This window comes from Variovorax sp. CAN15 (genome assembly GCF_030462475.1).
Lineage (GTDB): Bacteria > Pseudomonadota > Gammaproteobacteria > Burkholderiales > Burkholderiaceae_C > Variovorax.
Window position 1 is genome coordinate 48,356 of the sequence record NZ_JASMRZ010000013.1, and the last position, 23,614, is coordinate 71,969.

Annotated in this window: 25 protein-coding genes; 20 read left to right on the forward strand and 5 right to left on the reverse strand. The window is 69.3% G+C overall.

Annotated elements, in window-relative coordinates:
* Window positions 1-93 precede the first annotated feature (93 nt).
* Window positions 94-798, forward strand: coding sequence for a DNA oxidative demethylase AlkB (gene alkB / locus QMO14_RS11970; RefSeq protein ID WP_301507433.1), 705 nt, complete (start codon window positions 94-96; stop codon window positions 796-798).
* Between the two features lie 48 nt (window positions 799-846).
* Here alkB and QMO14_RS11975 read toward each other — a convergent pair whose 3' ends face one another.
* On the reverse strand, window positions 847-1,119 hold the full coding sequence (locus QMO14_RS11975) for a hypothetical protein (protein ID WP_301507434.1): 273 nt from the start codon (window positions 1,117-1,119) through the stop codon (window positions 847-849).
* Between the two features lie 112 nt (window positions 1,120-1,231).
* Between QMO14_RS11975 and QMO14_RS11980 the strand changes: the two genes are divergently transcribed.
* Window positions 1,232-1,444, forward strand: a complete 213-nt coding sequence (locus tag QMO14_RS11980) for a hypothetical protein (protein ID WP_301507435.1) — start codon at window positions 1,232-1,234, stop codon at window positions 1,442-1,444.
* A 165-nt stretch (window positions 1,445-1,609) separates the two neighbouring features.
* On the opposite strand, the gene QMO14_RS11985 is transcribed toward QMO14_RS11980, so the two are convergent.
* Window positions 1,610-1,882, reverse strand: coding sequence for a hypothetical protein (locus tag QMO14_RS11985; protein WP_301507436.1), 273 nt, complete (start codon window positions 1,880-1,882; stop codon window positions 1,610-1,612).
* 376 nt (window positions 1,883-2,258) lie between these two features.
* Between QMO14_RS11985 and QMO14_RS11990 the strand changes: the two genes are divergently transcribed.
* The 9 genes from QMO14_RS11990 (at window position 2,259) to QMO14_RS12030 (ending at window position 11,947) form a co-directional block, all read left to right on the forward strand.
* The gene (locus QMO14_RS11990; RefSeq protein WP_301507437.1) at window positions 2,259-3,815 is read left to right on the forward strand and encodes a hypothetical protein; all 1,557 of its coding nucleotides are present in this window, start codon (window positions 2,259-2,261) and stop codon (window positions 3,813-3,815) included.
* 93 nt (window positions 3,816-3,908) lie between these two features.
* Window positions 3,909-4,865: a S1C family serine protease gene (locus QMO14_RS11995; RefSeq protein ID WP_301507438.1), complete on the forward strand. Its 957-nt coding sequence runs from the start codon at window positions 3,909-3,911 to the stop codon at window positions 4,863-4,865.
* Between the two features lie 67 nt (window positions 4,866-4,932).
* Window positions 4,933-5,778 carry a 3-deoxy-8-phosphooctulonate synthase gene (kdsA, locus tag QMO14_RS12000; RefSeq protein WP_301507439.1) on the forward strand — a complete coding sequence of 282 codons (846 nt, stop codon included), beginning with the start codon at window positions 4,933-4,935 and terminating at the stop codon, window positions 5,776-5,778.
* Window positions 5,779-5,913: 135 nt separating this feature from the next.
* A complete protein-coding gene (locus QMO14_RS12005) occupies window positions 5,914-7,527 on the forward strand; it encodes a methyl-accepting chemotaxis protein (RefSeq protein WP_301507440.1) in 1,614 nt (537 codons plus the stop codon).
* 78 nt (window positions 7,528-7,605) lie between these two features.
* Window positions 7,606-8,442: an alpha/beta hydrolase gene (locus QMO14_RS12010; protein WP_301507441.1), complete on the forward strand. Its 837-nt coding sequence runs from the start codon at window positions 7,606-7,608 to the stop codon at window positions 8,440-8,442.
* 85 nt (window positions 8,443-8,527) lie between these two features.
* A complete protein-coding gene (locus QMO14_RS12015) occupies window positions 8,528-9,748 on the forward strand; it encodes a helix-turn-helix domain-containing protein (RefSeq protein ID WP_301507442.1) in 1,221 nt (406 codons plus the stop codon).
* Window positions 9,749-9,797: 49 nt separating this feature from the next.
* A complete protein-coding gene (locus QMO14_RS12020) occupies window positions 9,798-10,466 on the forward strand; it encodes a hypothetical protein (protein WP_301507443.1) in 669 nt (222 codons plus the stop codon).
* A gap of 13 nt (window positions 10,467-10,479) precedes the next feature.
* Window positions 10,480-11,265, forward strand: a complete 786-nt coding sequence (locus QMO14_RS12025; protein WP_301507444.1) for a thioredoxin family protein — start codon at window positions 10,480-10,482, stop codon at window positions 11,263-11,265.
* Window positions 11,266-11,308: 43 nt separating this feature from the next.
* The gene (locus tag QMO14_RS12030; protein ID WP_301507445.1) at window positions 11,309-11,947 is read left to right on the forward strand and encodes a hypothetical protein; all 639 of its coding nucleotides are present in this window, start codon (window positions 11,309-11,311) and stop codon (window positions 11,945-11,947) included.
* Here QMO14_RS12030 and QMO14_RS12035 read toward each other — a convergent pair.
* On the reverse strand, window positions 11,944-12,846 hold the full coding sequence (locus QMO14_RS12035; RefSeq protein ID WP_301507446.1) for a LysR family transcriptional regulator: 903 nt from the start codon (window positions 12,844-12,846) through the stop codon (window positions 11,944-11,946). The two genes, QMO14_RS12030 and QMO14_RS12035, sit on opposite strands and share 4 nt — an antisense overlap.
* Before the next feature lie 75 nt (window positions 12,847-12,921).
* On the opposite strand from QMO14_RS12035, the gene QMO14_RS12040 reads away from it, so the two are divergent.
* The 7 genes from QMO14_RS12040 to QMO14_RS12070 all read left to right on the forward strand — a co-directional run bounded on the left by QMO14_RS12040 (window position 12,922) and on the right by QMO14_RS12070 (window position 18,875).
* A complete protein-coding gene (locus QMO14_RS12040) occupies window positions 12,922-13,791 on the forward strand; it encodes a CoA ester lyase (RefSeq protein WP_301507447.1) in 870 nt (289 codons plus the stop codon).
* A 51-nt stretch (window positions 13,792-13,842) separates the two neighbouring features.
* Window positions 13,843-14,832, forward strand: a complete 990-nt coding sequence (locus tag QMO14_RS12045; protein ID WP_301507448.1) for a tripartite tricarboxylate transporter substrate binding protein — start codon at window positions 13,843-13,845, stop codon at window positions 14,830-14,832.
* A gap of 19 nt (window positions 14,833-14,851) precedes the next feature.
* Window positions 14,852-16,033 carry a CoA transferase gene (locus QMO14_RS12050; protein ID WP_301507449.1) on the forward strand — a complete coding sequence of 394 codons (1,182 nt, stop codon included), beginning with the start codon at window positions 14,852-14,854 and terminating at the stop codon, window positions 16,031-16,033.
* 3 nt (window positions 16,034-16,036) lie between these two features.
* Entirely contained in the window at window positions 16,037-16,912 is an 876-nt protein-coding gene (locus tag QMO14_RS12055; protein ID WP_301507450.1) for an amidohydrolase, read from the forward strand.
* Window positions 16,913-16,937: 25 nt separating this feature from the next.
* Window positions 16,938-17,900 (forward strand): tripartite tricarboxylate transporter substrate binding protein, encoded by a 963-nt coding sequence (locus QMO14_RS12060; protein ID WP_301507451.1) that lies wholly within the window; start codon window positions 16,938-16,940, stop codon window positions 17,898-17,900.
* Between the two features lie 150 nt (window positions 17,901-18,050).
* Window positions 18,051-18,620: a thioredoxin family protein gene (locus QMO14_RS12065; protein ID WP_301507452.1), complete on the forward strand. Its 570-nt coding sequence runs from the start codon at window positions 18,051-18,053 to the stop codon at window positions 18,618-18,620.
* Between the two features lie 117 nt (window positions 18,621-18,737).
* Window positions 18,738-18,875 (forward strand): hypothetical protein, encoded by a 138-nt coding sequence (locus tag QMO14_RS12070; protein WP_301507453.1) that lies wholly within the window; start codon window positions 18,738-18,740, stop codon window positions 18,873-18,875.
* A 7-nt stretch (window positions 18,876-18,882) separates the two neighbouring features.
* On the opposite strand, the gene QMO14_RS12075 is transcribed toward QMO14_RS12070, so the two are convergent.
* Together QMO14_RS12075 and QMO14_RS12080 are read right to left on the reverse strand one after the other, a co-directional pair.
* Complete coding sequence (locus tag QMO14_RS12075; protein WP_301507454.1) at window positions 18,883-19,137, reverse strand: DUF333 domain-containing protein; 255 nt, start codon at window positions 19,135-19,137, stop codon at window positions 18,883-18,885.
* A 29-nt stretch (window positions 19,138-19,166) separates the two neighbouring features.
* On the reverse strand, window positions 19,167-19,910 hold the full coding sequence (locus tag QMO14_RS12080; RefSeq protein WP_301507455.1) for a response regulator: 744 nt from the start codon (window positions 19,908-19,910) through the stop codon (window positions 19,167-19,169).
* Window positions 19,911-20,154: 244 nt separating this feature from the next.
* Here QMO14_RS12080 and QMO14_RS12085 point away from each other — a divergent pair, with 244 nt between their 5' ends.
* The gene (locus tag QMO14_RS12085) at window positions 20,155-21,543 is read left to right on the forward strand and encodes an ATP-binding protein (RefSeq protein ID WP_301507456.1); all 1,389 of its coding nucleotides are present in this window, start codon (window positions 20,155-20,157) and stop codon (window positions 21,541-21,543) included.
* Between the two features lie 136 nt (window positions 21,544-21,679).
* Window positions 21,680-23,470 (forward strand): cytochrome c biogenesis protein DipZ, encoded by a 1,791-nt coding sequence (locus QMO14_RS12090; RefSeq protein WP_301507457.1) that lies wholly within the window; start codon window positions 21,680-21,682, stop codon window positions 23,468-23,470.
* Window positions 23,471-23,614: the final 144 nt, after the last annotated feature.

Consider the following 23,614-nt stretch of genomic DNA (forward strand, 5'->3'; position numbering starts at 1 on the left):
ATGGGAGGCGCGGGCACATTCGCCGGCCGGACCAGACCGCTGCCGGCGAAGACCATGGCGCACTCCCCGCCTTTTCGGCAAAGATCGACAAGCATGAACACGACGACGAAGAAACCCGGGAATACCGCGCAGACTCGCGGACCGGCGACAGCCACCTTCGCCCTGTTCGACGACCCGCCCCGTGAAGCGCGCGAAGCACTGGGGCCCGGAGCCTTCGTGCTGCCCGGTTTCGCTCTGCCCTTCGTCGAGGAGTTGCTGTCCGCGATCCGTGCGGTGGAAGCGGCCTCGCCTTTCCGCCACCTCGTCACGCCGGGCGGTTTCACCATGTCGGTGGCCCTGACCAATTGCGGGGCGCTGGGCTGGACCAGCGACCGGCGCGGATACCGCTACAGCGCAACCGATCCCGACAGCGGCAAGCCCTGGCCCGCCATGCCCGAGCCCCTCGCCCGGCTGGCGCGCGAGGCGGCATCCGCGGCCGGCTTCGACGGCTTCGCGCCCGACGCCTGCCTGGTCAACCGCTACGCACCCGGCGCGCGCCTTTCGCTGCACCAGGACAAGGACGAGCGCGACTACGGCGCGCCCATCGTGTCGGTATCACTGGGCATGCCTGCCGTGTTCCTGTTCGGCGGCCATGCGCGCGGCGACAAGGCGGCGCGCATCCCGCTGGCGCACGGCGACGTTGTGGTCTGGGGCGGGGAAGACCGGCTGCGCTACCACGGCGTGCTGCCGCTGAAGGACGAGCCGCACCCGCTGCTGGGTGCAGTCCGCATCAACCTCACCTTCCGCAAGGCAGGGTGAGCGCATGCGCAAGGCGGCCGGGCGGCCAAGGGCGCTCGCGCTGTCGGCTCACGCCTGCCCCTGGGCGCCTTCCGTCCTGTCGTGCACCCACCGCATTGCCTGCTGCTCCGCATGGCGCAGCGCCTCGGCCTCGGTGCCGTAGGAGACGTTGTCGGTGTCGGCGGGCAGCTGGACATCGTCCTCCCCCACCGAAGGCGCACGGCAGATCACGACGGGTCTGTAGGTCTGGTCGTCGAGTCGCTCGGCGCGGCAGAGGAACAGCCGGCCGCGGTAGCTGAAGGTGATGAGGCGTTCCTCGAAGGCTGGCGGTGTGGTTTCCATGGCATGAGCCCTTTCCTTGAGTCCTTGTTTTCCGGAAGTGGGCTGCAATGCGCAGCTCCACCGTCGTTCCAGGCCTACAGACAGAACGCCCGCGCAGCGCCATGGTGGCGCCATGACACATCCCATCGAACTCACCATCGAGGAGCCGCTGCCGGGTGCCTATGTCTGGCAGCTGCTCGAAACCGACGATCAGGGCACGCATCCGCGGGTGCTGCGCCAGGCCTTCGAGCCTGCGGAGAGCTACGAGCTGGCGCTTTCGTCGGGTCAGCGCGCCCTCCAAAGCGAGATCCGGCACCGCGCACCGCAAGCTTCGGGCGCCTCCTGAATTGCGGGGGCGGATGCAGTGCCTCTTGCGTTCTGTTTCCGTCCGGCCTGATGCCAATCTGCGCGGGCGCCTGATGCGCCGGATACGGCCCTGGCCTCCTCGCCTTGTCGGAGATTTGCCCGTGCGCCGACACGACCGCTCACGCGCCCGCGGCGCCGGGCGGCCTCAGGCGTGCAGCCCGAAATCCCTGATGGTGAGAGTGATCGCGCCGGTCGGGGCAGCCCTGTAGCGTGCGACGGCCGCAAGTTCTATGACGTGAAAGTGCTCCCGGCACGCGTGGAGCAAGTGCTCTCCCATCTCGCGCACGCCGAACTCGTCGCGCAGGGTTTCCTCGGAAATCTGCGCGAGCACGCGGGGGCCGCTGGGGCCTTCGGGATAGAAGGCGAAGCGCACGCTCGCGGTATCGAAGCAGTAGATGCCTTCGAAATTCATCACCATCTTTTGTCTCCTTGCCGCGAATGACCGTGCGGACCAGCAATGATTGAGCGCGCGTTGCGCGGCCATGAAGCGGAGAAAGCCGCGCACGCGCGCGCAGGAAATGTCCTACATGAATCGAGGCGCACGCTTTCACCCTGAAAAGGCCATGGCTTCGCTTTTCGCGCCTTGCGATGCAGCGAAGATCGGGGCCTTCCGATTCGCGCTCTGCTGCATGCTCTCTTTTCTCTCCGCCGCAAGGCCAGATCCGACGACCGCAACCCTCACGCGCCCTGCGCGGCTTCGCCTGCGCAGCGCCGCGTCCTGCCTCGCYGCTGCCGCGCTCTCACTCCAGCTGGGGGCGTGCGGCGGACCCAGCCAGGCCCGGCGGCAGGCCGAGGTGACGTCGGCGCCGCCCACCGACTGCACCGCCTGGGTCGGCACCGACCGCAACGCGATGATGGGCGGCTACCTGCTGCCGAAGAACCCGAAAGACGCGAAGGGCCCCAAGGTCTGCGTGCCGGTGCTCATGACGGCCAACCATCCGCCGGCCGACTACGCGGGCGGCAACTACTACATCAGCGAATTCACCGACGACAAGCTCAAGGCCCGCTGGCGCGCCTGCAAGGAAGACCCGGCCTGCTTCAAGCGCATCGACGCGCAGATGCAGCGCTGGCTGCCGCCCAACAAGGAGCGCGCCACGCGCTCGACCGGCGTGGTCGACCCGTCCGGACGCATCGACCCGGACGGCACCGTCGACCTGAAGCAGATCCGCCGGCCCGCCTTCTTCGCCAGGGCGCCGTACCGCGAAGGCATCGCCGAGGCCGACGCGCGCACCTACGTGGTGGAGTTCACCGCGCCGCGCGACACCTTCGAGCGCATCGACCTGAAGATGACCGGCGACATCAAGCTGCGCGGCTGGTACATCGAGGGCGCGGGCGTGGCCGACGCCAAGGGCAGGAAGACGCGCGCGCTGGTCGTCATGGCGCCGGGCGGCGGCGGGCAGCTCACGGCCATCCAGCATCCCGACGAGGTTTCGTACCGCATCGACCCGAAGACCGGCAAGACCGTGCCGGTGAGCTTTCCCAACGCGACCACCGAGACCATGGGCCAGCGCTGGTGGCGCGAGAACCTGTACGCGCTCAATCAGGCCGGCTTCGACGTGCTGGCCTACGACCGGCGCGGCGAGGGGCTGTCGGGCGGCTTCAGCGACACCAACACGCTGGAGCAAGGCGAGGACGTGTTCCGCGCGCTCACGGCGCTGGAGACCGGACGCGGCCTGCGCATCCTCACGCCCAAGGGCGAGCTGCTGGAAGGCGAAGCCACGCGGGGCCGGCTGCTGGCGGGCATGCCGGCCAGCGAGATCCCGCTGGTGCTCGGCGGCTATTCGCGCGGCTCGATGTCCACCGCCTGGGCCATGACGAAGAACTACGTCGCGCAGTGCAGCTTCGACATGCCCCAGCCCAATTGCACGCCGCCCAAGGGGCTGCGCAACATACGCGGGGCGATATTGCTGTCGTCGTTCGCCAGCGGCGCGGGCTACGTGGGCGATTCGCCCGACCTGGCGGACCGTAACCTGTTCCTGGGCGGCATGGCGGCGGAGCACCACATCGTGTTCTATCCCAACTCGTCCACGCTCGCGGGCATGGACCGCTGGCCCGCCGCCTTCTTCGGCAAGGGCCTGTGGGACCGCGCCGAGACGCTGGAAGGCACGGTGGCGGCCTACAACCGCATCCGCGGCCTGAAGGAGATCGTGCTCGCGCGCGGGCCGCACTCCATCGAGACCTGGCCCGCATCGGACCGCGCCTACCTGCGCGAGCGCATGGTGGTGTTCGCCAAGGGGCTGATCGTCGGCGGGCGCACCATCCCGGGCGCACGGCCCTGGAAGGACTTCAAGTCGCTGGTGGCGACCACGCCGGACTCTTGGGAGCCATCGTCGCGGCCGAAGGCGCCCTGAGCGATCTTCGCGAACCCCGGTGCGCCGGGTTGAAAACCGGGGCGCACGGCGCCAATTCCTTCAGGTTCCGCCGACTGAAAGAAGAGGTACTCCATGGGCGCGCGCGACGAATTCATTCTTGACTCCTATTCGGCCACCGTCACGCAGGTGGCCCATACCGCCAGCGCGGCGGTCGCCCACATCAAGGTCCGAAAGCCGGCCCAGCGCGGCAATGCCGTCGCCCACGGCAGCGGCTCGGGCTTTCTCTTCACGCCAGACGGCTTCACGATCACCAACGCCCACGTGGTCGAGGGCGCGAACGAACTGCGCGCAGCCTTCGCCGACGGCACCGAGAGCGTGGCGCGGCTGGTCGGGATCGACGCCTCCACAGACATCGCCGTGCTGCGCATCGAGTCGCACCCCAGCGCCTTCCTGCCGCTGGGCAGCTCGGCCGCGCTGCAGCCTGGCCAGCTTGCGGTGGCGGTCGGCAACCCGCTGGGCTTCGACTTCACCGTGACCGCCGGCATCGTGAGCGCGCTGGGCCGCAGCCTGCCCTCGCGCGGCGGCCGGATGATCGAGGACGTGATCCAGACCGACGTGGCGCTCAACCCCGGCAATTCGGGCGGCCCGCTGCTGGACAGCGCGGCGCGGGTCATCGGCGTGAACACGGCCGTGATTCCTTCGGCGCAGGGCCTGAGCTTCGCGGTGGCCATCGACACCGCCCGCTGGGTGGCCGGCGAGCTGATGCGCCATGGCACCGTGCGGCGCGGCAAGCTCGGCGTGCAGTGCGCGGCGGTGGCGCTGCCCCGGCGCTGGGTGCGCGAGAACGAATGGCCGGCAGCCACCGGCGTGCGGGTGGTCGAGGTAGCGACCGGCTCGGCCGCCGCGCGCGACGGGCTGCGCAGCGGCGACATTCTCATCGGCTGCGACGGCGTGCCGCTGGCCCAGCTGTCCGACCTGCTCAAGCGGCTGGCGGGCGAAGGCTACGGAAAGCCGCTGCTGCTCAAGCTGCTTCGGCCGGTGGCCGGCACGCTGACACCCTTCTACCTGACGGTGACGCCGGGGGGCTGAACACCGGCCCGGCCGGCGCAACGACAATAGGCCCCTGCATCGAACGAAGCACCGTCAGGAGAAAACCTTGTCCACCGTCACCATCACCCCCAAAGTCGCCACCAGCAACGACACGCCCTTCGTCCTCTTCGGCGGCGTCAACGTCCTCGAGTCGAAGGACCTCGCCATGCGCAGCGCCGAGGAATACGTGCGCGTCACGCAGAAGCTGGGCATTCCCTATGTGTTCAAGGGCAGCTTCGACAAGGCCAACCGTTCCTCCATCCACTCCTACCGCGGCCCCGGCCTCGACGAGGGCCTGAAGATCCTGCAGGCCGTGAAGGACGGCTTCGGCGTTCCGGTGCTCACCGACGTGCACGAGATCGCCCAGGCCGCCCCGGTGGCCGAAGTGGTCGACGTGCTGCAGCTGCCGGCCTTCCTGGCGCGCCAGACCGACCTGGTGGTGGCGCTGGCCAGGACGGGCCGGGTCATCAACATCAAGAAGCCCCAGTTCCTGAGCCCCTCGCAGATGCTCAACATCGTCGAGAAGTTCAAGGAAGCCGGCAACGACAAGCTGATCCTCTGCGACCGCGGCACCTGCTTCGGCTACGACAACCTGGTGGTCGACATGCTGGGCTTCGGCGTGATGAAGAAGGTGTCGCAGAACCTGCCCATCATCTTCGACGTGACCCACGCGCTGCAGCAGCGCGAGGCCGGCGCCGCCGCATCGGGCGGCCGCCGCGAGCAGGTGGCCGACCTGGCGCGCGCCGGCATGGCGGTCGGCCTGGCGGGCCTGTTCCTCGAAGCCCACCCCGACCCGGCCCAGGCCAAGTGCGACGGCCCGAGCGCCCTGCCGCTGGACAAGCTGGAGCCCTTCCTCACGCAGATCAAGGCGCTGGACGACCTGGTGAAGTCGTTCCCGCCGCTGAACATCTGAGCCGCGGGGGCTGGCTCCCCTGAAAACTCCGCACGGAGTTTTCTAAAGTTTTCATTTGATCGACCGATAACCAAAGGTGGAAGGTGGCCGAAGGCCGCCCTCCTTCCCCTCATTTGTGGTTTCCGGAGTTCGATCATGTTCCTGAGCAACGTCTCAATCGGCAAGCGCCTGGCCATCGTGCTGGGCATCATCCTGGCGCTCTTCGTCGCCACCAGCGCCGCCGCGGTGTGGAAGCTGCAGCAGCTCAGCCGCGAGATCGACGCCATGATCGAGGACAACCTGAAGATCGAGCGCGCCGGTTCCGACTGGCTGCGCTACACCACCGCCGGCGTGCAGCGCGCCGCGGCCATCGCCAAGAGCAACGACACCAGCCTGGTGGACTATTTCGCCCCGGCCTCGGCGGCGTCGATCAAGAGCACCAATGAACTGCAGAAGTTCGTCGAGGAGAAGCTGACCAAGCCCGACGAGCGCGCCCTGCTCGAGAAAATCGCCGGCCTGCGCAAGGCCTACCTGGCCGCGCGCGAGGAAGTGAGCAAGCTCAAGCTCGCCGGCGACCTCCAGGGCGCCACCCGCGTGTTCGACGCGCAGTTCCAGCCCACCTCCGTCAGCTACATCGCCGGCGTGCAGCAGGTGGTGGACATGCAGCGCGAGGAGCTCGACGCCGCCGCCGTGCGCGCCAACGGTCTGCGCGCGCAGACCGGCACCCTGCTCATCGTGTGTTCAGCCGTGAGCCTGGTGCTGGGCACGCTGCTGGCCTGGATGCTGGCGCGCAGCATCACGCGGCCGCTGCGCGGCGCCGAGGCCATCGCTCAGGCCATCGCCGCGATGGACCTGACGGGCAAGCCCCAGGCCGCCTACGCCGGCGACGAGACCGGCCACCTGCTGCGCGCCCTCGACCAGATGCGCACCGCGCTGCAGGGCTCGCTCGCGCAGGTGCATGGCGTGGTGGCCAGCGTGTCGACCGCCAGCACGCAGATCGCCGTGGGCAACCAGGACCTGTCCTCGCGCACCGAGGAGCAGGCCAGTTCGCTGGAGCAGACTGCCGCCTCGCTGGAGGAGCTGACCTCCACCGTGAAGCAGAACGCCGACAACGCGCGCCAGGCCAACCAGCTCGCCACCTCCGCCTCGGAAGTGGCAGCGCGCGGCGGGAGCGTGGTGTTCCAGGTGGTGGAGACGATGGGCTCGATCAATGCCTCCTCGCGCAAGGTGGTGGACATCATCAGCGTGATCGACAGCATCGCCTTCCAGACCAACATCCTCGCGCTGAACGCCGCCGTCGAGGCCGCGCGCGCGGGCGACCAGGGGCGCGGCTTCGCGGTGGTGGCCTCGGAAGTGCGCAACCTCGCGCAGCGCTCGGCCGCCGCGGCCAAGGAAATCAAGGCGCTGATCGGCGATTCGGTCGAGAAGGTCGAGGAAGGCAGCCGCCAGGTGGCCGACGCGGGCCGCACCATGGAGGAGATCGTCGGCAGCGTGAAGCGGGTGACGGACATCATGGGCGAGATCAGCGCCGCGAGCCAGGAGCAGACCTCGGGCATCGAGCAGATCAACCAGGCCGTCACGCAGATGGACCAGACGACGCAGCAGAACGCGGCACTGGTCGAGCAGGCCTCCGCCGCGGCCCAGTCGCTGCAGGAGCAGGCCGGCAGCCTGTCGCGCATCGTCGGCAAGTTCAGGCTGGATCATCGGCACCATGCCGACGCGCCCACGGGCATCGGCCTCGACTCCTTGCAACTGATTGCATCCCGCTAGGGGAAAGAAGCCGGCGTCGGCTTCCTGCCGGAGAAAGAGGCGAAACTAGGCGCCGCCCTTTCTCCCCCGGAGCCCAATTTGTCGTCATCCAAAGCCGCCCGCATCGCCCTGTCCGCATCGGCCGCCGCCATTGGCAGCATCGCCGCGTACTGGACTCTGCTCGCCACGCGCCAGGGACACATCCTCTTCAACGCCCGCAAGCTGCCGGTCGTTCCGCTGTCCGACGATTTCTCGACCTACTCCCACACCGTGCCGGGCGGCATGGTTCGCGGCTACGTCTACCACCCGCAGGGCGAAGAGGCGCTGCAGGATCTCTTCATCTACTTCGCCGGCCGGGGCGAGGACGTGCGCGCCACCGCGCGGACGCTGCACTGGCTGCCCAAGGGCTTCGGCTTCGCGGCCGTCAACTATCGCGGCGTGGCCGACTCGCAGGGCCACCCTTCCGAGATCGCGTCCGTCCAGGACGCCTGCCAGTTCGCCAGGCATCTGCGCAAGGCCTTTCCCCACGCGCGGCTGCATGTGGTGGGCCGCAGCCTCGGCACGGGCGTGGCCATCCAGCTCGTGGCGCGGCAGGAGTTCGCGAGCCTGCAGCTGGTGACGCCCTACGACTCGATGCTGGAAGTGGCGAAGAAGCGCTTTCCGCTGGTGCCGCTGTCGCTGCTGCTGCGCCACCAGTTCAACTCGCTGGAGCACTGCAAGGAAGTCGCGGCCAAGACGCAGGTGCTGCTGGCCGAGACCGACGACGTGGTGCTGCCCGAGCGATCGCAGAAGCTGATTGCGGCATGGCCCACGCCCGTGAGCGTGACGACCGTTCCGGCTTCGGACCATCACAACATCATGGGCCTGGAAGCGACCTGGCTGCACCTCGTCGACTTCGCGCTGACCTCGGTGCTTCCGGAGCTGAAGGAAGCGTAGTCCCCCGCCTGCGAAACCGCGTGCGGCGCTCGCTGCGCGGTCGGCTGGCATCCCCTCGAAGGGGCCATCGAGATAATCCGCCCCCATGGACTCCCTCATCGCCGCCTCCGCCCGCGCCCTTGCCGCAGGCGATGCGCTCGGCGCCCTGAAGCGGGTCGCCCTGCGCGACGACCCGCCGGCGCTGGCGCTGCGCGGCATCGCGATGGCGCAGCTCGGCGAGCACCCGCGTGCGCGCGAGCTGCTGCGGCGTGCGGCCCGCGGCTTCGGCGCGCATGAGGAGCTTTCGCGCGCCCGCTGCATCGTCGCCGAGGCCGAGGTGGCGCTGGCCATGCGCGACCTCGGCGGCTCGACGCGCTCGCTGACGCATGCCGCCGCCGCGCTGGAAGCGCACGAGGATCACACCAACGCGGTGCAGGCCCGGCTGATCGCGGCGCGCCGCCTTCTGCTGCTCGGCCGGCTCGAAGAGGCCGGGGCCGTGCTCGCGCACCTCGACACGCGAGGCCTGCCGCCGTCGCTGACGGCGGTGGCCGAGCTTGCGGCGGCGGAGCTGTCGCTCCGCTCCCTGCGCATCGCACCGGCACAGGCCGCGCTGGCCCGTGCGCACGGGGCAGCGGTTCGCGCAGGCGTGCCCGCCCTGCTCGCCGAAGTGGCCGAGGCGCAGGCCGCATTCGAGCGCCCGGCCGCACGGCGGATCGACGCGGCCCGCGAGCAGCCCTTGCGCCTGGCCGAAGTCGCCGCCCTCCTCGCCTCGGACACGCTGGTGGTCGATGCCTGCCGCCGCGGCCTTGGCGCCGGCGATGCGTGGCGGCCGCTGGCCCGGCGGCCGGTGCTGTTCTCGCTCGCACGGTCGCTGGCCGAGGCGTGGCCGGGCGACGTCGATCGCGAAGCGCTGATCGAGAGCGCATTCCGCACCCGCCACCCCGACGAGACGCATCGCGCCCGCCTGCGCGTGGAGATCGGCCGCCTGCGCGCACTGGTCGCCGCAATGGCGGGCATCGAGGCCACGCCGCGCGGCTTCGTGCTCAGGCCGCATGGCGAGCGCGGCGTCGCAGTGCTGGCGCCGCCCATCGACGGTGAACAGGCCTCGCTGGTGGCGCTGCTTTCCGATGGCGCCGCATGGTCGACCTCGGCCCTCGCTCTGGCGCTGGGGGCCAGCCAGCGCACGGTGCAGCGCGCACTGGTCGAGCTGGAGGCGCAGGGCCGGGTGCGTTCCATCGGCAAGGCGCGGTCGCAGAAGTGGCTCGCGCCGCCGCTGGCCGGATTCACGACGATCTTGTTACTCCCCGCTGCGCTGCCCATTGAATAGAGTTGGCTCCAGGCGCCGGTTTTGAGGCGCTTCACACAAGGAGCCAACGATGAGCAGCAAGACAGGCAAGAGCAATCCCACGGTACGCGCCGCCGAGATCGTGCGCGAATACGGCCCGTTCGGCGGAGCCGGCCAGGTCCACGGCGTGACCCACGACGGCAGCCGCGTCTGGGCCGCCACCGGCGCGAAGCTGGTGGCTTTCGATCCCGCCAGCGGGGAACCCAGCCAGACGCTGGACGTCCCCTGCGACGCCGGCACCGCTTTCGACGGCAAGCACCTCTACCAGATCGCCGAGTCGCGCATCGACAAGATCGACCCGGCCACCGGCAAGGTGCTGGCGTCGATACCCTCACCCGGCAACGGCTACGACTCGGGCCTGACCTGGGCCGAGGGCAGCCTGTGGGTGGGCCAGTACCGCGACCGCAAGATCCACCAGGTCAACCCCGAGACCGGAGCAGTTGTGCGCACCATCGAATCGAACCGCTTCGTCACCGGCGTGACCTGGGTCGACGGCGAGCTCTGGCACGGCACCTGGGAGGCGGAGGAAAGCGACATCCGCCGCATCGACCCGCAGACCGGCGCCGTGCTGGAGCGGCTCGAAATGCCGCGCGGCGCGGGCGTGAGCGGGCTCGAATCCGACGGCGCCGGTCTCTTCTATGCCGGCGGCGGCGGGAGCGGCAAGGTCCGCGCGGTGCGCCGTCCCCAGTCCAGCCAATGATTCAGGAGCCATCATGAACACCACGACCATCGAAGCACCCGAAGTGACGAAGCATCGCGTCGTCTCCAGCGAGCAGTGGCTCGCGGAGCGCAAGGCATTCCTTGCGCGTGAAAAGGAGCTGACGCACCTGCGCGACCAGATCGCCCGCGAGCGCCGCGCGCTGCCATGGGAGCGCGTGCAGAAGAACTACGTCTTCGACACGCCCGAGGGCAAGCGCACGCTGGCCGATCTCTTCAAGGGCCGCAGCCAGCTGCTGGTGCAGCACTTCATGCTCGGGCCGGACTGGGAGCAAGGCTGCCAGAGCTGCTCCTTCATGGCCGACCACACCGACGGCATGAACGTGCACCTCGCGCACCGCGACATCACGCTGGTGGCCATCTCGCGCGCGCCGCTCGCGAAGATCATGCAGTTCCGCGAACGCATGGGCTGGCGCTTCGACTGGGTGTCGTCGCACGGCAGCGGCTTCAACCTGGACTTCCACGTCAGCTTCACGCCCGAGGAGCTGGCCACGGGCGAGGTCTACTACAACTACGGCAAGCTGCCCTTCCCGCACGACGAAGCGCCCGGCATCAGCGCGTTCTACAGGAACGAAGCCGGCGAGGTGTTCCACACCTACTCGACCTACGGCCGGGGCGTGGAAGTGATGATGGGCGCCTACAACATGATGGACCTCATGCCCAAGGGCCGCGACGAGCGCGAGGTGCCCTACAAGATGGAATGGGTGCGCCACCACGACCGCTACGAGCAACAGGCCGACGCGCCCGCCATCGGCGCGTGCTGCTGCGACAAGCAGGCCTGAGACGCAACCGGCGGCAACTTCGGGGCGTGAAGGCGACCGCATCATGGCAAGCCTCTGGCCATGGCTGGCAGTCGCGGGGGTCGGCGCGCTTCACGGGCTGAACCCAGCCGCGGGGTGGGCCTTCGCGGCCGTCCTGGGTGTCGGGTCGAGCGAGCGTTCGCGGGTGCTTCAGGCGCTCCTGCCGATCGCCCTCGGGCACGCCGTGTCCGTCGCGCTGGTGGCTGCCGCAGTCCTGTTCGCTCCCTCGATGGATCGCATCGCCTTGCAGTGGGCAGCGGGCGCAATGCTCGTTGCCGTTGTCGCACACCACCTGCGGCACGGCAGGAAGGCCGGCCGCACGCGCATGCCGCCCGGCCGCGCCGGCCTCGCACTCTGGTCCTTCATGATGTCCACGGCCCACGGCGCCGGACTGATGCTGGTGCCGGCGCTGATTCCGCTGTGCATGAGCGAAGCGCCGGCTGCCCGGGAGATCACCGCATCGGGCTCCCTGGCGTTGGCTTTGGCGGCCGTCGGCGTGCACATGGCGGCGATGCTGGCCGTCACGGGGGCGGTCGCGGTCGGGGCGAGCCGCGGATTCGACATCGCAATCGCGCTGCTGCAGCGGCGTTCGCCCGGCGTGCGGAAGCCGAGAGACAGGGCGCGGATTCCCTCCATCGACGCCCGGCCCGAGCGACGACGCTAACGCTTGCGGGAGCCGCCGCCGTCGCCCCTTGCGGCAGTGACCAGCCCCGCGCTCTCGACGAAGCCATGGATCAGCTTCAGCCGCGGTGAAGCCCTGAGCCACAGGATGCCGAAGCGCCGTGTTTCCGAGGGCAGCGGCAGCGGGATCTTCACGATGCGCTGCCCGTCGAGCAGCGGAGACGCGATGTCGGGCACGACCGACACCCCAAGGCCCCTGTCGACCATCATCGCGATGGCCAGCAGCGAGCTGAGCTCGAAGCGCTCCTGCGGCACGATGCCGGCGGCGCGCAGGTAGCGGTCGGCCTGCTTGCCGCCGCCGAGGTTGCGGTCGTAGCGGATCAGCGGCGAGGTGCGCAGCAGCTCGTGGGGGTCGCGCCGCGCGAGGCGGCTGGGCGCGAGCAGTACCAGCGGCTCTTCGCGCAGCAGCGCCCAGTCGAAGGTCTTGGCGAGCGCGAACTGCGGGTACAGGCACACGGCCGCGTCGAGCTCGCCCTGTTGCATGGCCTTGTAAAGCGTGGCGGTGGTGCCCGACTGCAGGAACACCTTGACGCCCGGGTGCGTCTTCACGAAGCGCGCGAGGATGTCGGGCAGCAGGCTGTGGATGGCCGTGTTGATGGTGCCGATGACCAGCTCGCCGCCCGCCGCCTCGCTGCCCAGCAGCGCCTTGATGTCGCTCACCTCCCGCAGCAGCGTGCGCGCCCGCTGCACCAGCCGGTGGCCGGCCTCGGTGGGCTGCACGGTGCGGCCGGCGCGCGCGAGCAGCGGCGCGTTGAGCTCGCGCTCCAGCGCGCGGATCTGCTGCGCCACCGCGCCGGGCGTGAGGTCGAGCCGGCGCGCGGCCTCGGACATCGAGCCCGACTCCACCACCAGAAGAAAGCTTTGCAGGTAGGCCGTTTCCATGAAGATAGATTTTCTGCGATGTGATCGCAGTGAACAGCTGTTTTTCTCTTCTCATGAACTACCGACACTGCCCTCATGAGAAGCAAACTCTTCGTTCCCGGCACCCGCTCCGAACTGTTCGCCAAGGCGCTCGCTGGCGCGGCGGACGCCATCAGCCTCGACCTGGAAGACGCGGTGTCCGAGCCGCGCAAGGACGAGGCGCGCGAGACGGTGCGCCAGTTCCTCGAAGGCGGCGACGCGGCTTCGTCGCGCAAGACGCTGATCGTTCGCGTCAACGCCATGGACACGCCGCACTTCGAACGCGACGTTGCGGCGGTGGCGCGCACCGGCGTGCAGCTCGTCAACCTGCCCAAGCCGCAGAGCCCCGCGCATGTGCGTGCAGCCGCGGAAGCCATCGAGCGCGCGGAGCGGGCCAACGGCGTGCAGGCCCCCATCGGCCTGCTGCTGAACATCGAGACGCCCGCCGCCCTGCGCATGGCCGCCGAGCTCGCGCTGGCGCATCCGCGCGTGGCGGGGCTGCAGCTCGGGCTGGGCGACTTGTTCGAGCCGCTGGGCATCGCCCGGCGGGAGCCTTCCGCGATCCGCCAGGCGATGTTCGCGGTGCGCATCGCGGCTGGCGAAGCGGGCCTGTATGCCTACGACAGCGCCTTCGCCGACATCCGCGACGACGAAGGCTTCCGCGCCGAGGCGATGCTGGCGCGCGACCTGGGCTTCCTGGGCAAGACCTGCATCCACCCCAGCCAGATCGCCATCGCCAACGAGGTGTTCCGCCCGACCGACGAGGAGATCGCGCATGCCCGCAAGGTGGTCGAGGCGGCGCGCGAAGCCGACGCCAAGGGCGTCGGAGCCTACGTCGTGGACGGAAAGATGATCGACATCCCCTTCGTGATCCGCGCGCGCGCCATCGTCGAGAGCGCGCGCAGCCTCGGCCTGATCCCGAACTGATTTCGGGCTGGACCTGCTTCCCCATCCATAAGAAAACCGGAGACAAGACAGATGCGTATTCCCTCGTTCCTTCGCCCCCGCGCGCTCGCCGCAGCGTCGACAGTCGTGCTCGCAGCCGTGGGCGGTACCGCGTTCGCGCAAGCGGCCTACCCTTCCAAGCCGATCACCATCGTCGTGCCCTACCCGGCCGGCGGCTCGAACGACACCTTCGCTCGGCAGGTGGCCAAGGAGCTGGGCGACCAGCTCAAGCAGCCGGTCATCATCGACAACCGCCCGGGTGCCAGCGGCAACACCGGCACGGGCCAGGTGGCCAAGGCGGCGCCCGACGGCTACACGCTGGTTGCGGTGTCGTCGAGCATGACGACCAACGCGGCAGTGCAGTCGAAGCTGCCCTTCGACCCGGTCAAGGGCCTCGCGCCGGTGGCGATGTTCGCCAAGGGGCCGTTCATCGTCGCGGTCAACAACGAGTTCCCGGCCAAGACGCCGGCCGAGCTGATCGCCGCCATCAAGGCGAAGCCCGGCCAGTACAACTACGCGTCGTCAGGCTCGGGCAGCGTCAACCAATTCGGCACCGAGCTGCTGAAGGCCAAGGTGGGCGACCTGCAGATCGCGCACATTCCGTACAAGGGCATGGGCCCGGCCGTGACCGACCTGATCGGCAACCAGACGCAGCTGCTGATCTCCAGCGGCCCTTCGCTGCTGCCGATGGTGCGTGCCGGCAAGCTGCGCGCGGTGGGCATCACCAGCCTGAAGCCGAGCCCCATCGCGCCGGACCTCACGCCGATATCCACGGCCGTGCCCGGCTACGAGTTCGAGCTCTGGTGGGGCCTGCTGGCCCCGGCCGGCACGCCGCTCGACGTGGTCTCGAAGCTGAACGCGGCCGTCAACCAGATCCTGGGCCGGCCCGAGATCGCGGCCAACTTCCTGCGCGAAGGCGCCATCGCCACGCCGCTCACGCCAGCGCAGTTCGGCAGCGTCATCGCAGAGGACGTGGAGCGCTGGAAGAAGCTGGCGAAGCAACAGAACATCACCGCAGACTGAGCAAGGAAAGAAAAAGCCCATGAGCCATACCGCCCCCGAGCACACCCGCCTGCCCGAGCGCCAGGGCCCCGCCGGGCCGCTGAGCGGCCTGCGCGTGCTCGACCTGAGCGCCTACATCGCGGGACCGTACGGCTGCTCGCTGCTGGCCGACCAGGGCGCGGAAGTCATCAAGATCGAGCCGCCCACGGGCGACAACCTGCGCAAGTACCCTTCGACGCTGGAGGCCGAGAGCCGAGCCTTCATCGGCGTCAACCGCAGCAAGCTGGGCGCGGTGCTCGACCTGAAGAAGCCCGAAGACCTGGCTTCGCTGATGGAACTGGTGCGCGGCGCCGACGTGCTGGTGCACAACTTCAGGCCCAGCGTGCCGCCGCGGCTGGGCATCGCCTACGAGCAGCTGAAGGCAGTGAATCCGCGGCTCATCTACTGCGCCGTCACCGGCTACGGCGAGACCGGCCCGCTGCGCGAGAAGGCCGGCTACGACCAGGTGCTGCAGACCATGACCGGCATGTGCGCGCTGCAGGGCAAGCGCGGCGAACCGCCCGAAATCATCTACGGCTCGGTGGTCGACTACTACGCGGCCGCGCTGGTGGCCGCGGGCGTCGCCTCGGCGCTGTACGAGCGCGAGAAGAGCGGCGAAGGCCAGTTCGTGGGCGTCTCGCTGCTGCGCTCGGCGCTCACGATGCAGTCCGCGCGCATGGTGTGGGCCGAGGGCGAACCGAAGGACGTGGGGCGCGACATGCGCTCCGGCGGCATCACCGGCATCCATCCGACGCGCGAGGGGCACATCTACATCTCTGCCAACACGCCGCACTTCTGGCAGGCACTGTGCGCCAAGGCCGGCCTGCCGGAACTCGCGGCCGACGAGCGCTACGACTCGGTGCGCAAGCGCGCCCAGCACGCGGCCGAGATCGTGCCGAAGCTGCGCGCCGCGCTGGCCGCGCGCAGCGCGCTCGAATGGGAAGAGATCTTCGGCGAGGAAGTGCCCTGCTCCGCCGCGCGCACCGTGGAAGACATGTTCGACAGCGAGCAGGTGCTGGCCGAGGACATGGTGGCGAACATTTCGCATCCCACGCTGGGCTCCTACCGGGGCTTCACCCGCCCGGTGCGCTTCGGCCGCACGCCCGGCCCAGAACCCTTCGCTGCGCCGACGCTGGGGCAGCACACGGCCGCCGTCCTGGCCAGGCGACACGCGGACGACTGAGCCATGGCCGACGAGATCGCCGTGCCCCACAGCGCCGGCACGCGCAAGCCGGCCAGCGCGGCGCCCGAGGGCGCATGCGACGCGCACATCCACGTGTACGACCGCCGCTTTCCGATGCACGGCTCGCCCGATGCGATGCTGGACAACGCCACCGCCGGTGACTACCGCCTGCTGCAGCTGCGCACCGGCACGCAGCGCACGGTGATCGTGCAGCCGCGCGCCCACGGCACCGACAACAGCGTGACGCTCGCGGCCATCCAGGCGCTGGGCGCGCACCGCACGCGCGGCGTGGCGGTGGTGCGGCCCGAGGTGCGCGATGCCGAGCTGAAGCAGCTGCACGAGGGCGGCATCCGGGGCATCCGCTTCACGCTCTACACGGCGGCGAACGCGGCGACGGATTTCTCCATGGTCGAGCCGCTCGCACGGCGTGTGCACACGCTGGGCTGGCACGTGCAGCTGCACTGGAGCGCCGACCAGATCGCCACGCACGCGACGCTGCTCGATCGCCTGCCCTGCACGATGGTCTTCGACCATCTCGCGCGGCTGGCGCAGCCGTGCGCGCTGGCGCATCCCGCATACGGCGTGGTGAGCCGGCTGCTCGACGAGGGCCGCACCTGGATCAAGCTGTCCGGCGCGTACCTCGATTCCAGGCTCGGCGCCGAAGGCGGCTATGCCGACACCGTCGACGTCGCCCGTACCTGGGCGAGGCAGGCGCCCGAGCGCGTCGTGTGGGGCAGCGACTGGCCCCATCCGACCGAACGCACGGCCAAGCCCGACGACGCGCAGCTCTTCGACCTGCTGGGCCAGTGGGTGCCCGACGAGGCCGCGCGCCGCCGCGTGCTGGTCGACAACCCCGCGCGGCTCTACGACTTTTCCTGAACCACAAGACTCCCGAGACATCGACATGCAAAAGCGTCTACTGAAATCCATCGCCGCGCTGGCCGCCTGCGCCGTTCCCCTGCTGGGCTGGGCCGCCTGGCCCGACAAGCCGATCCGCATGGTGGTGCCCTACGCGGCGGGCGGCGGCGCCGACAACACGGCACGCATCGTCGCCCAGCAGATGAGCGCCGCGCTGGGCCAGCAGATCGTGATCGACAACAAGCCGGGCGCGGGCGGCGTGATCGGCGCCGACAACGTGGCCAAGGCCGCGGCCGACGGCTACACCGTGCTGTACGACGCCTCGGCGTTCTCGGTGAACCCGTCGCTGCGCAAACTGCCCTACGACGCGGCGAAGGACTTCATTCCCGTTTCGCTGGTGGCCACGGCGCCGCAGATCCTCGTCGTGCCCGCTACTGCGCCTTACAAGACAGTCCAGGAGTTCATCGACTACGCGCGCAAGAACCCGGGCAAGCTGAGCTTCGCCTCCGCCGGCGGCGGCACCGGCTCGCACCTGGCGGGCGAGGCGCTCAACGAGCAGGCCAGGATCAACCTGATGCACGTGCCCTACAAGGGCGGCGCGCCGGCGCTGACCGACGTGATGGGCGAGCAGGTGTCGGCCTACTTCGGCAACGTGGCCTCGACGCTGGGCTACGTGAAGAGCGGCAAGCTGCGCGCGCTGGGCGTGAGCTCCGGCAAGCGCGTGCCGGGGCTGCCCGATGTGCCGACGCTGGCCGAGTCGGGCCTGCCGGGCTACAACGTGGTCGAGTGGAACGGCGTGTTCCTGCCCAAGGGCACCCCGGCCGAGATCGTGCAGAAGCTCGGCAAGGCAGTGCAGGCCGCCGTCAACGACCCGGCCGTTCGCCAGAAGCTGCTGCAGCTGGGCCTGGAGCCGGCCGGCACCACGCCGGAGGCCTTCGCGAAGTTCGTGAAGGACGAGACCGCCAGGGTGAACGCGCTGGTCCGCTCGCGCAACATCAGGGTCGATTGATGCGCGCGCCCGGCGGGGCGTGAAACGTAGTGTGGGGCCAGCGTCCCGCAGATACAGAGGCATACGCAATCGGCTCCGCTGGCGGGCACCCGGAAGAAGAATCGGCTCCGTTCACAGACGAACGTCCGTCACTCTTCCTAAGGAACCGCCATGCGCTTTCGCTCTTCCGCCCTCTATTTCGCAGTCGCCATCGCCGCCTCGGCGGCTGGGCTCACGCTGACCTTCGCGGCACCATCGCCGTTGGGTGGTGACATAGCCGCCAGCGAGGTGCAGCCTGCACCCGAATTCCAGAACATCGACACCTGGCTCAACTCGCAGCCGCTCAAGCTGGGCGAGCTGCGCGGCAAGGTGGTGCTGGTCGACTTCTGGACCTACACCTGCATCAACTGCCTGAACCACCTTCCCTACGTGAAGGACTGGAACCAGAAGTACAAGGACCAGGGCCTGGTGGTAGTCGGCGTGCACACGCCGGAGTTCGCGTTCGAGAAGTCGACGAAGAACGTGAAGGACGCCATCGAGCGCCTGCAGATCAAGCATGCCGTGGCGCAGGACAACGGCTACGGCACCTGGAAGGCATTCCGGAACCAGTACTGGCCCGCCGTGTACCTGATCGACAAGCAGGGCAAGATCGTCTACTCGCACTTCGGCGAGGGCAGCTATGGCACGACCGAGAAGAAGATCCAGGCGCTGCTTGCCGAGCCTGCGCCTGCAGGGACCTGAAACACCGCTGCTGTTTCGGGGCGCGATCACGCCGACGGGGGACATTCGCGGAGGGGAGTACCCTGCGGCCTGGGCACTCGCCCCGGACACAGGCACACGAAACACACGGAGCAAGAAATGAAGAACCTCTGGCTCGCCCTGCTCTTCCTTGCGGGCGGCGTCGCGCACGAAATACGCAATCCGGTGAGCTGCCAGTGCATCTCGTCCAGACAGGAAGACGGCTCCCGCAAGCGCACGCGGAAGCCCTCGAACTGAAGCCGCCCTACCTCGCCGGATGATCCTGGCGGTAGAGCTCCCATTCCTCGATCTGCCGGCCATCCGGAAGCTGGCAGATGCCGTACTGCCCCCTGTCGTTCGACCGCATGAGCGTCCTGCCTCCGAGGCTGTTGCAGTAGACCGAAGCCGGATTCGCCATGCCGACCGTCGGCGGCATGGGCCGCGGAGCTTCAGGCTGTGCGCATGCGGTGACCAGAAGAAGCGACAGCGCGCCCGATGGGAGGAACAGTGCCTTGATCATTTCGCGAGTGCAGGTCCGCGACAGCGGCCTCAGTCCAGGGCGTCCACCGTCGAAGAAAAGACATAGCCCTCGCTGCGCACCGTCTTGATGTAGCGCGGCTCGCGCGCATCGTCGCGCAGGCGCTGGCGCAGGCGGCTCACCAGCAGGTCGATGGAGCGCTCGAAGAGCTCGGCCTCGCGGCCCTGGGTGAGGCTCAGCAGCTGGTCGCGGCTCAGCACCTTCTGGGGATGCTCGAGAAACACCATCAGCAACCGGTACTCCGCGCCGCTGAGCGCCACCATCACGCCGCTGTCGTCGATCAGGTTGCGCGCGGTGGTGTCGACCTGCCAGTCGCCGAAGGCCAGCTTCGAGGCCGACTCGGTGGAGCGCATGTTCGGCGGCAGCATGCGCGTGCGGCGCAGCACCGAGCGGATGCGCGCCAGCAGCTCGCGCGCGGAGAAGGGCTTGGCAAGATAGTCGTCGGCGCCCATCTCCAGGCCGAGGATGCGGTCGGCCTCCTCGCTGCGGGCGGTGAGCATGAGGATGGGAGTGGCCTTGTACTTGCCCGTGCGCAGGTCGCGGCACAGCGTGAGGCCGTCTTCGCCCGGCAGCATCAGGTCGAGGATGACGAGATCGAAAGGCCCCGACTCCTCCAGCGCCGCGCGCATATGCCGCCCCGTGGGCACCGCCACCACGCGCAGGCCGTTCTTGACCAGGTAGGTGGAGAGCAGCTCGCGGATTTCCCGGTCGTCGTCGACGATGAGGATGTGGTCGGAGGTCTTGGCAATGTTCATGGCAGTGCGGTGATGCGCCCGCAGGGCGGCGGGCAGGTGCAATGTAGCCCGGCCGGGCGCCGGATCGGGCGGTTTTGTATTCCCGTGTATCCCGCTGGCCGGAGGGCCACACTATGTTGCTCGGCGGGCCCGGTGGCTGCGGGCCCGGGACGGCGGGTAATGTTGTATGTCGGGCCGCGCTGCCCAACACACTGGAATACAAAGCGCCGCGCCAGGAGGCGGGACCGGGTCTATAAACCTGCCCATGCCTGAATCCGCCGCCAGCCTTCCCGCCGACATCGCCCCGGCCTCCCCCGCCACAGGCCTGCGCCGACTGCTGCCGCGCTCGCTGTTCTCGCGCGTGACGCTGATCATCGTCGTCGGGCTGGCCATCGCGCAGTTGCTGACCTTCATGGCCATCGGCTACGAGCGCGGCATCGCGATGCGCGAGCTGATGATGATCGGCATCGAGCGCGACATCGCCAGCTCGGTCGCCATCCTCGACCGGCTGCCGGCCGCCGAGCGCGAGGGCTGGCTGGCGCGGCTGGAGCGGCGCAACTACCGCTTCGTGCTCGGCGGGAACGCGCAGGGCAAGGCCCCCGACACGGCCTCGTCGCAGCAGTTTGCGACCGCCATCGCCGATGCGATGCGCCCCTTCGAGATCGTGAAGATCGGGCAGGTGAGCAACCCGCCGCAGGGCCTGCAGATCCAGGTACGGCTGTCCGACGGCTCCTCTGTGGTGGTGCATGCGCGGCGCGTGGACATGCCGGTGTCGAGCTGGGTGATGTGGCTGCTGTGGGCGCAGCTGCTGGTGCTGGCGGTGTGCGCCTGGTATGCGGTGCGGCTGGTCACGCGGCCGCTGGCGCAGCTGGCCGACGCGGCCGACGAACTGGGCCCCGACCTGAAGGGCCGGCAGCTGGCCGAGGAAGGCCCGACCGAGGTGCAGCACGCGGCGCGCGCCTTCAACGCGATGCAGAAGCGCATCGCCGGCTACATGGCCGAGCGGGTGGAGATACTCGCGGCCATCTCGCACGACCTGCAGACGCCCATCACCCGCATGCGGCTGCGCACCGACCTGATGGACGACGGCCATGACCGCGACAAGTTCCGCCAGGACCTGGAAGCCATGCACGCCCTGGTGCGCGAAGGCGTGACCTACGCGCGCACCCTGCACGGCGCCACCGAGCCGCCGCGCCGCATCGACGCCGACGCGCTGTTCGAGAGCATGGTGGCCGACTACGAGGACTCGGGCGAGCAGGTGCTGCTCGAAGGCCGCGTGGGCGAGCCCATGGTGACCCGGCCGAACGCGCTGCGGCGCATCCTGACGAACCTGATCGACAACGCGCTGAAGTTCGGCACCGACGTGCGACTGCAGGTGCATGCCGGTGCCGATGCTGGCGGCCACCGGCTGACGCTGGCCGTGATCGACAACGGCCCCGGCATTCCGCCCGACCAGCTGGAGCACGTGCTCAAGCCCTTCTACCGCGTGGAGGGTTCGCGCAACCGCAACACCGGCGGCACCGGGCTGGGCCTGGCCATCGCCCAGCAGCTGGCGACGGCGATGGGCGCGGAGCTCACGCTGCGCAACCGGGACGAAGGCGGGCTGGAAGCCCGGCTGACCATGAACACCAACGCGGCCGCGCCACCGGACTGAGCCGCGCGGCGACAGCCATGGCCCTCACCAACCGACGAAGAAGCGGCTCGCACGGCGAGACCGTGAAGGCCCCCGCTCGCCCTCGACTTTCCTTTTCAGCCATTCATAGCCAACATTCACCGAGAGGAATCCGACCATGTTCCTCCTCATCGTTGCCTACCTCGGTGGCGTGCTCACCATCCTGAGCCCGTGCATCCTGCCCGTGCTTCCCTTCGTGTTCGCGCGCGCCGACCGGCCTTTCCGCTCGCACGGCCTGCCAATGCTGCTGGGCATGGCGCTGGCGTTCTCGGCCGTCGCCACGCTGGCGGCCGTGGGCGGCGGCTGGGTCGTGGCGCTCAACGAGTACGGGCGGTACGCGGCGATCGCCCTGCTGGCGCTGTTCGGCGTGACGCTGCTGTTTCCTTCGGTGGCCGACCGCCTGGCCCGGCCACTGGTCGCGCTGGGACTGCGGCTGTCCGGGCCCGCGGCGGATGCGAAGGCGTCGGTGTTCTCGCCGCTGCTGCTGGGCATCGGCACCGGCTTTCTGTGGGCGCCCTGCGCGGGGCCGATCCTCGGGCTGATCCTGACGGGTGCCGCGCTCAACGGCGCGAGTGTCGGCACTTCGCTGCTCTTGCTGGCCTATGCGGCGGGCGCGTGCACCTCGCTGGCGGCTGCGTTGCTCTTCGGCGGACGGCTGTTCTCGGCGATGAAGGGGTCGCTGCACGCGGGCGAATGGGCGCGCCGCGTGGCCGGCGTGGCGGTGCTCGCTGGTGTTGCGGCCATCGCGTCGGGGCTGGACACGGGGCTGCTCGCCCAGCTCTCGATCGGCACGACCTCGGCCCTGGAGAAGGCGCTGGTGGAGAAGATCCACATGCCCGCGCCGTCGCAGCAGCCTCCGGCAGTACCGCAGGCATCCGTCGACCGCGGCGGCCTGATGCCGACATCGACGCAGCCCGAGCCGAGGAAACCTGCGCTGTCGTTGCCCGATGAAGGCCGGCTGCCCTCGCTCGATGGCGCCACCGAGTGGATCAACTCGGCGCCGCTCACGCCCGAGAGCCTTCGCGGCAAGGTGGTGCTGGTCGACTTCTGGACCTACTCCTGCATCAACTGCCTGCGCACCCGGCCCTACGTTCGCGCATGGGCCGAGAAGTACAAGGACGCCGGGCTGGTGGTGATCGGCGTGCACACGCCGGAATTCGCGTTCGAGAAGCAGCCGGTCAACGTGCGCCGCGCGACGAAGGATCTTGGCATCGGATTCCCTGTGGCCGTCGACAGCAGCTATGCGATCTGGCGCGCCTTCGGCAACCAGTACTGGCCGGCCTTCTATCTGGTGGACGCGCAGGGGCGCATCCGGCATCACCAGTTCGGCGAGGGCCAGTATGCGAAGTCGGAGCAGGCCATTCAGCAGCTGCTGGCGGAAGCCGGTCGGCCCGTTGCGTCGGCCGGGCTTGTCTCGCCAGAGGGCAAGGGCACGCAGGCCGCGGCGGCCGCGGAGCCGGCCCTGTCCGGCGAGACCTACCTGGGCTACGAGCAGGCGCGCAACTTCGTATCGCCCGGCGGCATTTCGAACGACCGCGCGCGGGTCTATTCCGGTGTGTCCTCGCTGCGCACCAACCAGTGGACGCTTTCCGGCGAATGGAAGATGGAAGGCGAGCGTGCGGTGCTGGCGCAGCCCAACGGCCGCATCGCCTATCGCTTCCATGCGCGCGACCTGCACCTGGTACTCGGCCCTTCGGCCGACGGAAAGCCGGTGCGCTTCAGGGTGCTGATCGACGGTGCACCGCCGCTCGCGGACCATGGCACCGATATCGATGCGCAGGGCAACGGCGTCATCGATGGGCAGCGGCTCTATCAGCTGGTGCGCCAGACGGCGAACGAGAAGGAGCGCCTCTTCGAGATCGAGTTCCTGGACGCGGGCGCGCAAGCCTATGCGTTCACCTTCGGCTGATCGGCGGTGGCCTACAGATGCTTGGCGACAAGCACCACGGCTCCAGCGACGGAGATCGCGCCGCCGACGAGTTTTCTGAAAGCTTTCATGGCGTGCTCCTTGTGGGGGAATGACGCCTCATGGTGCCGCAGAAGGAGCGCTTCG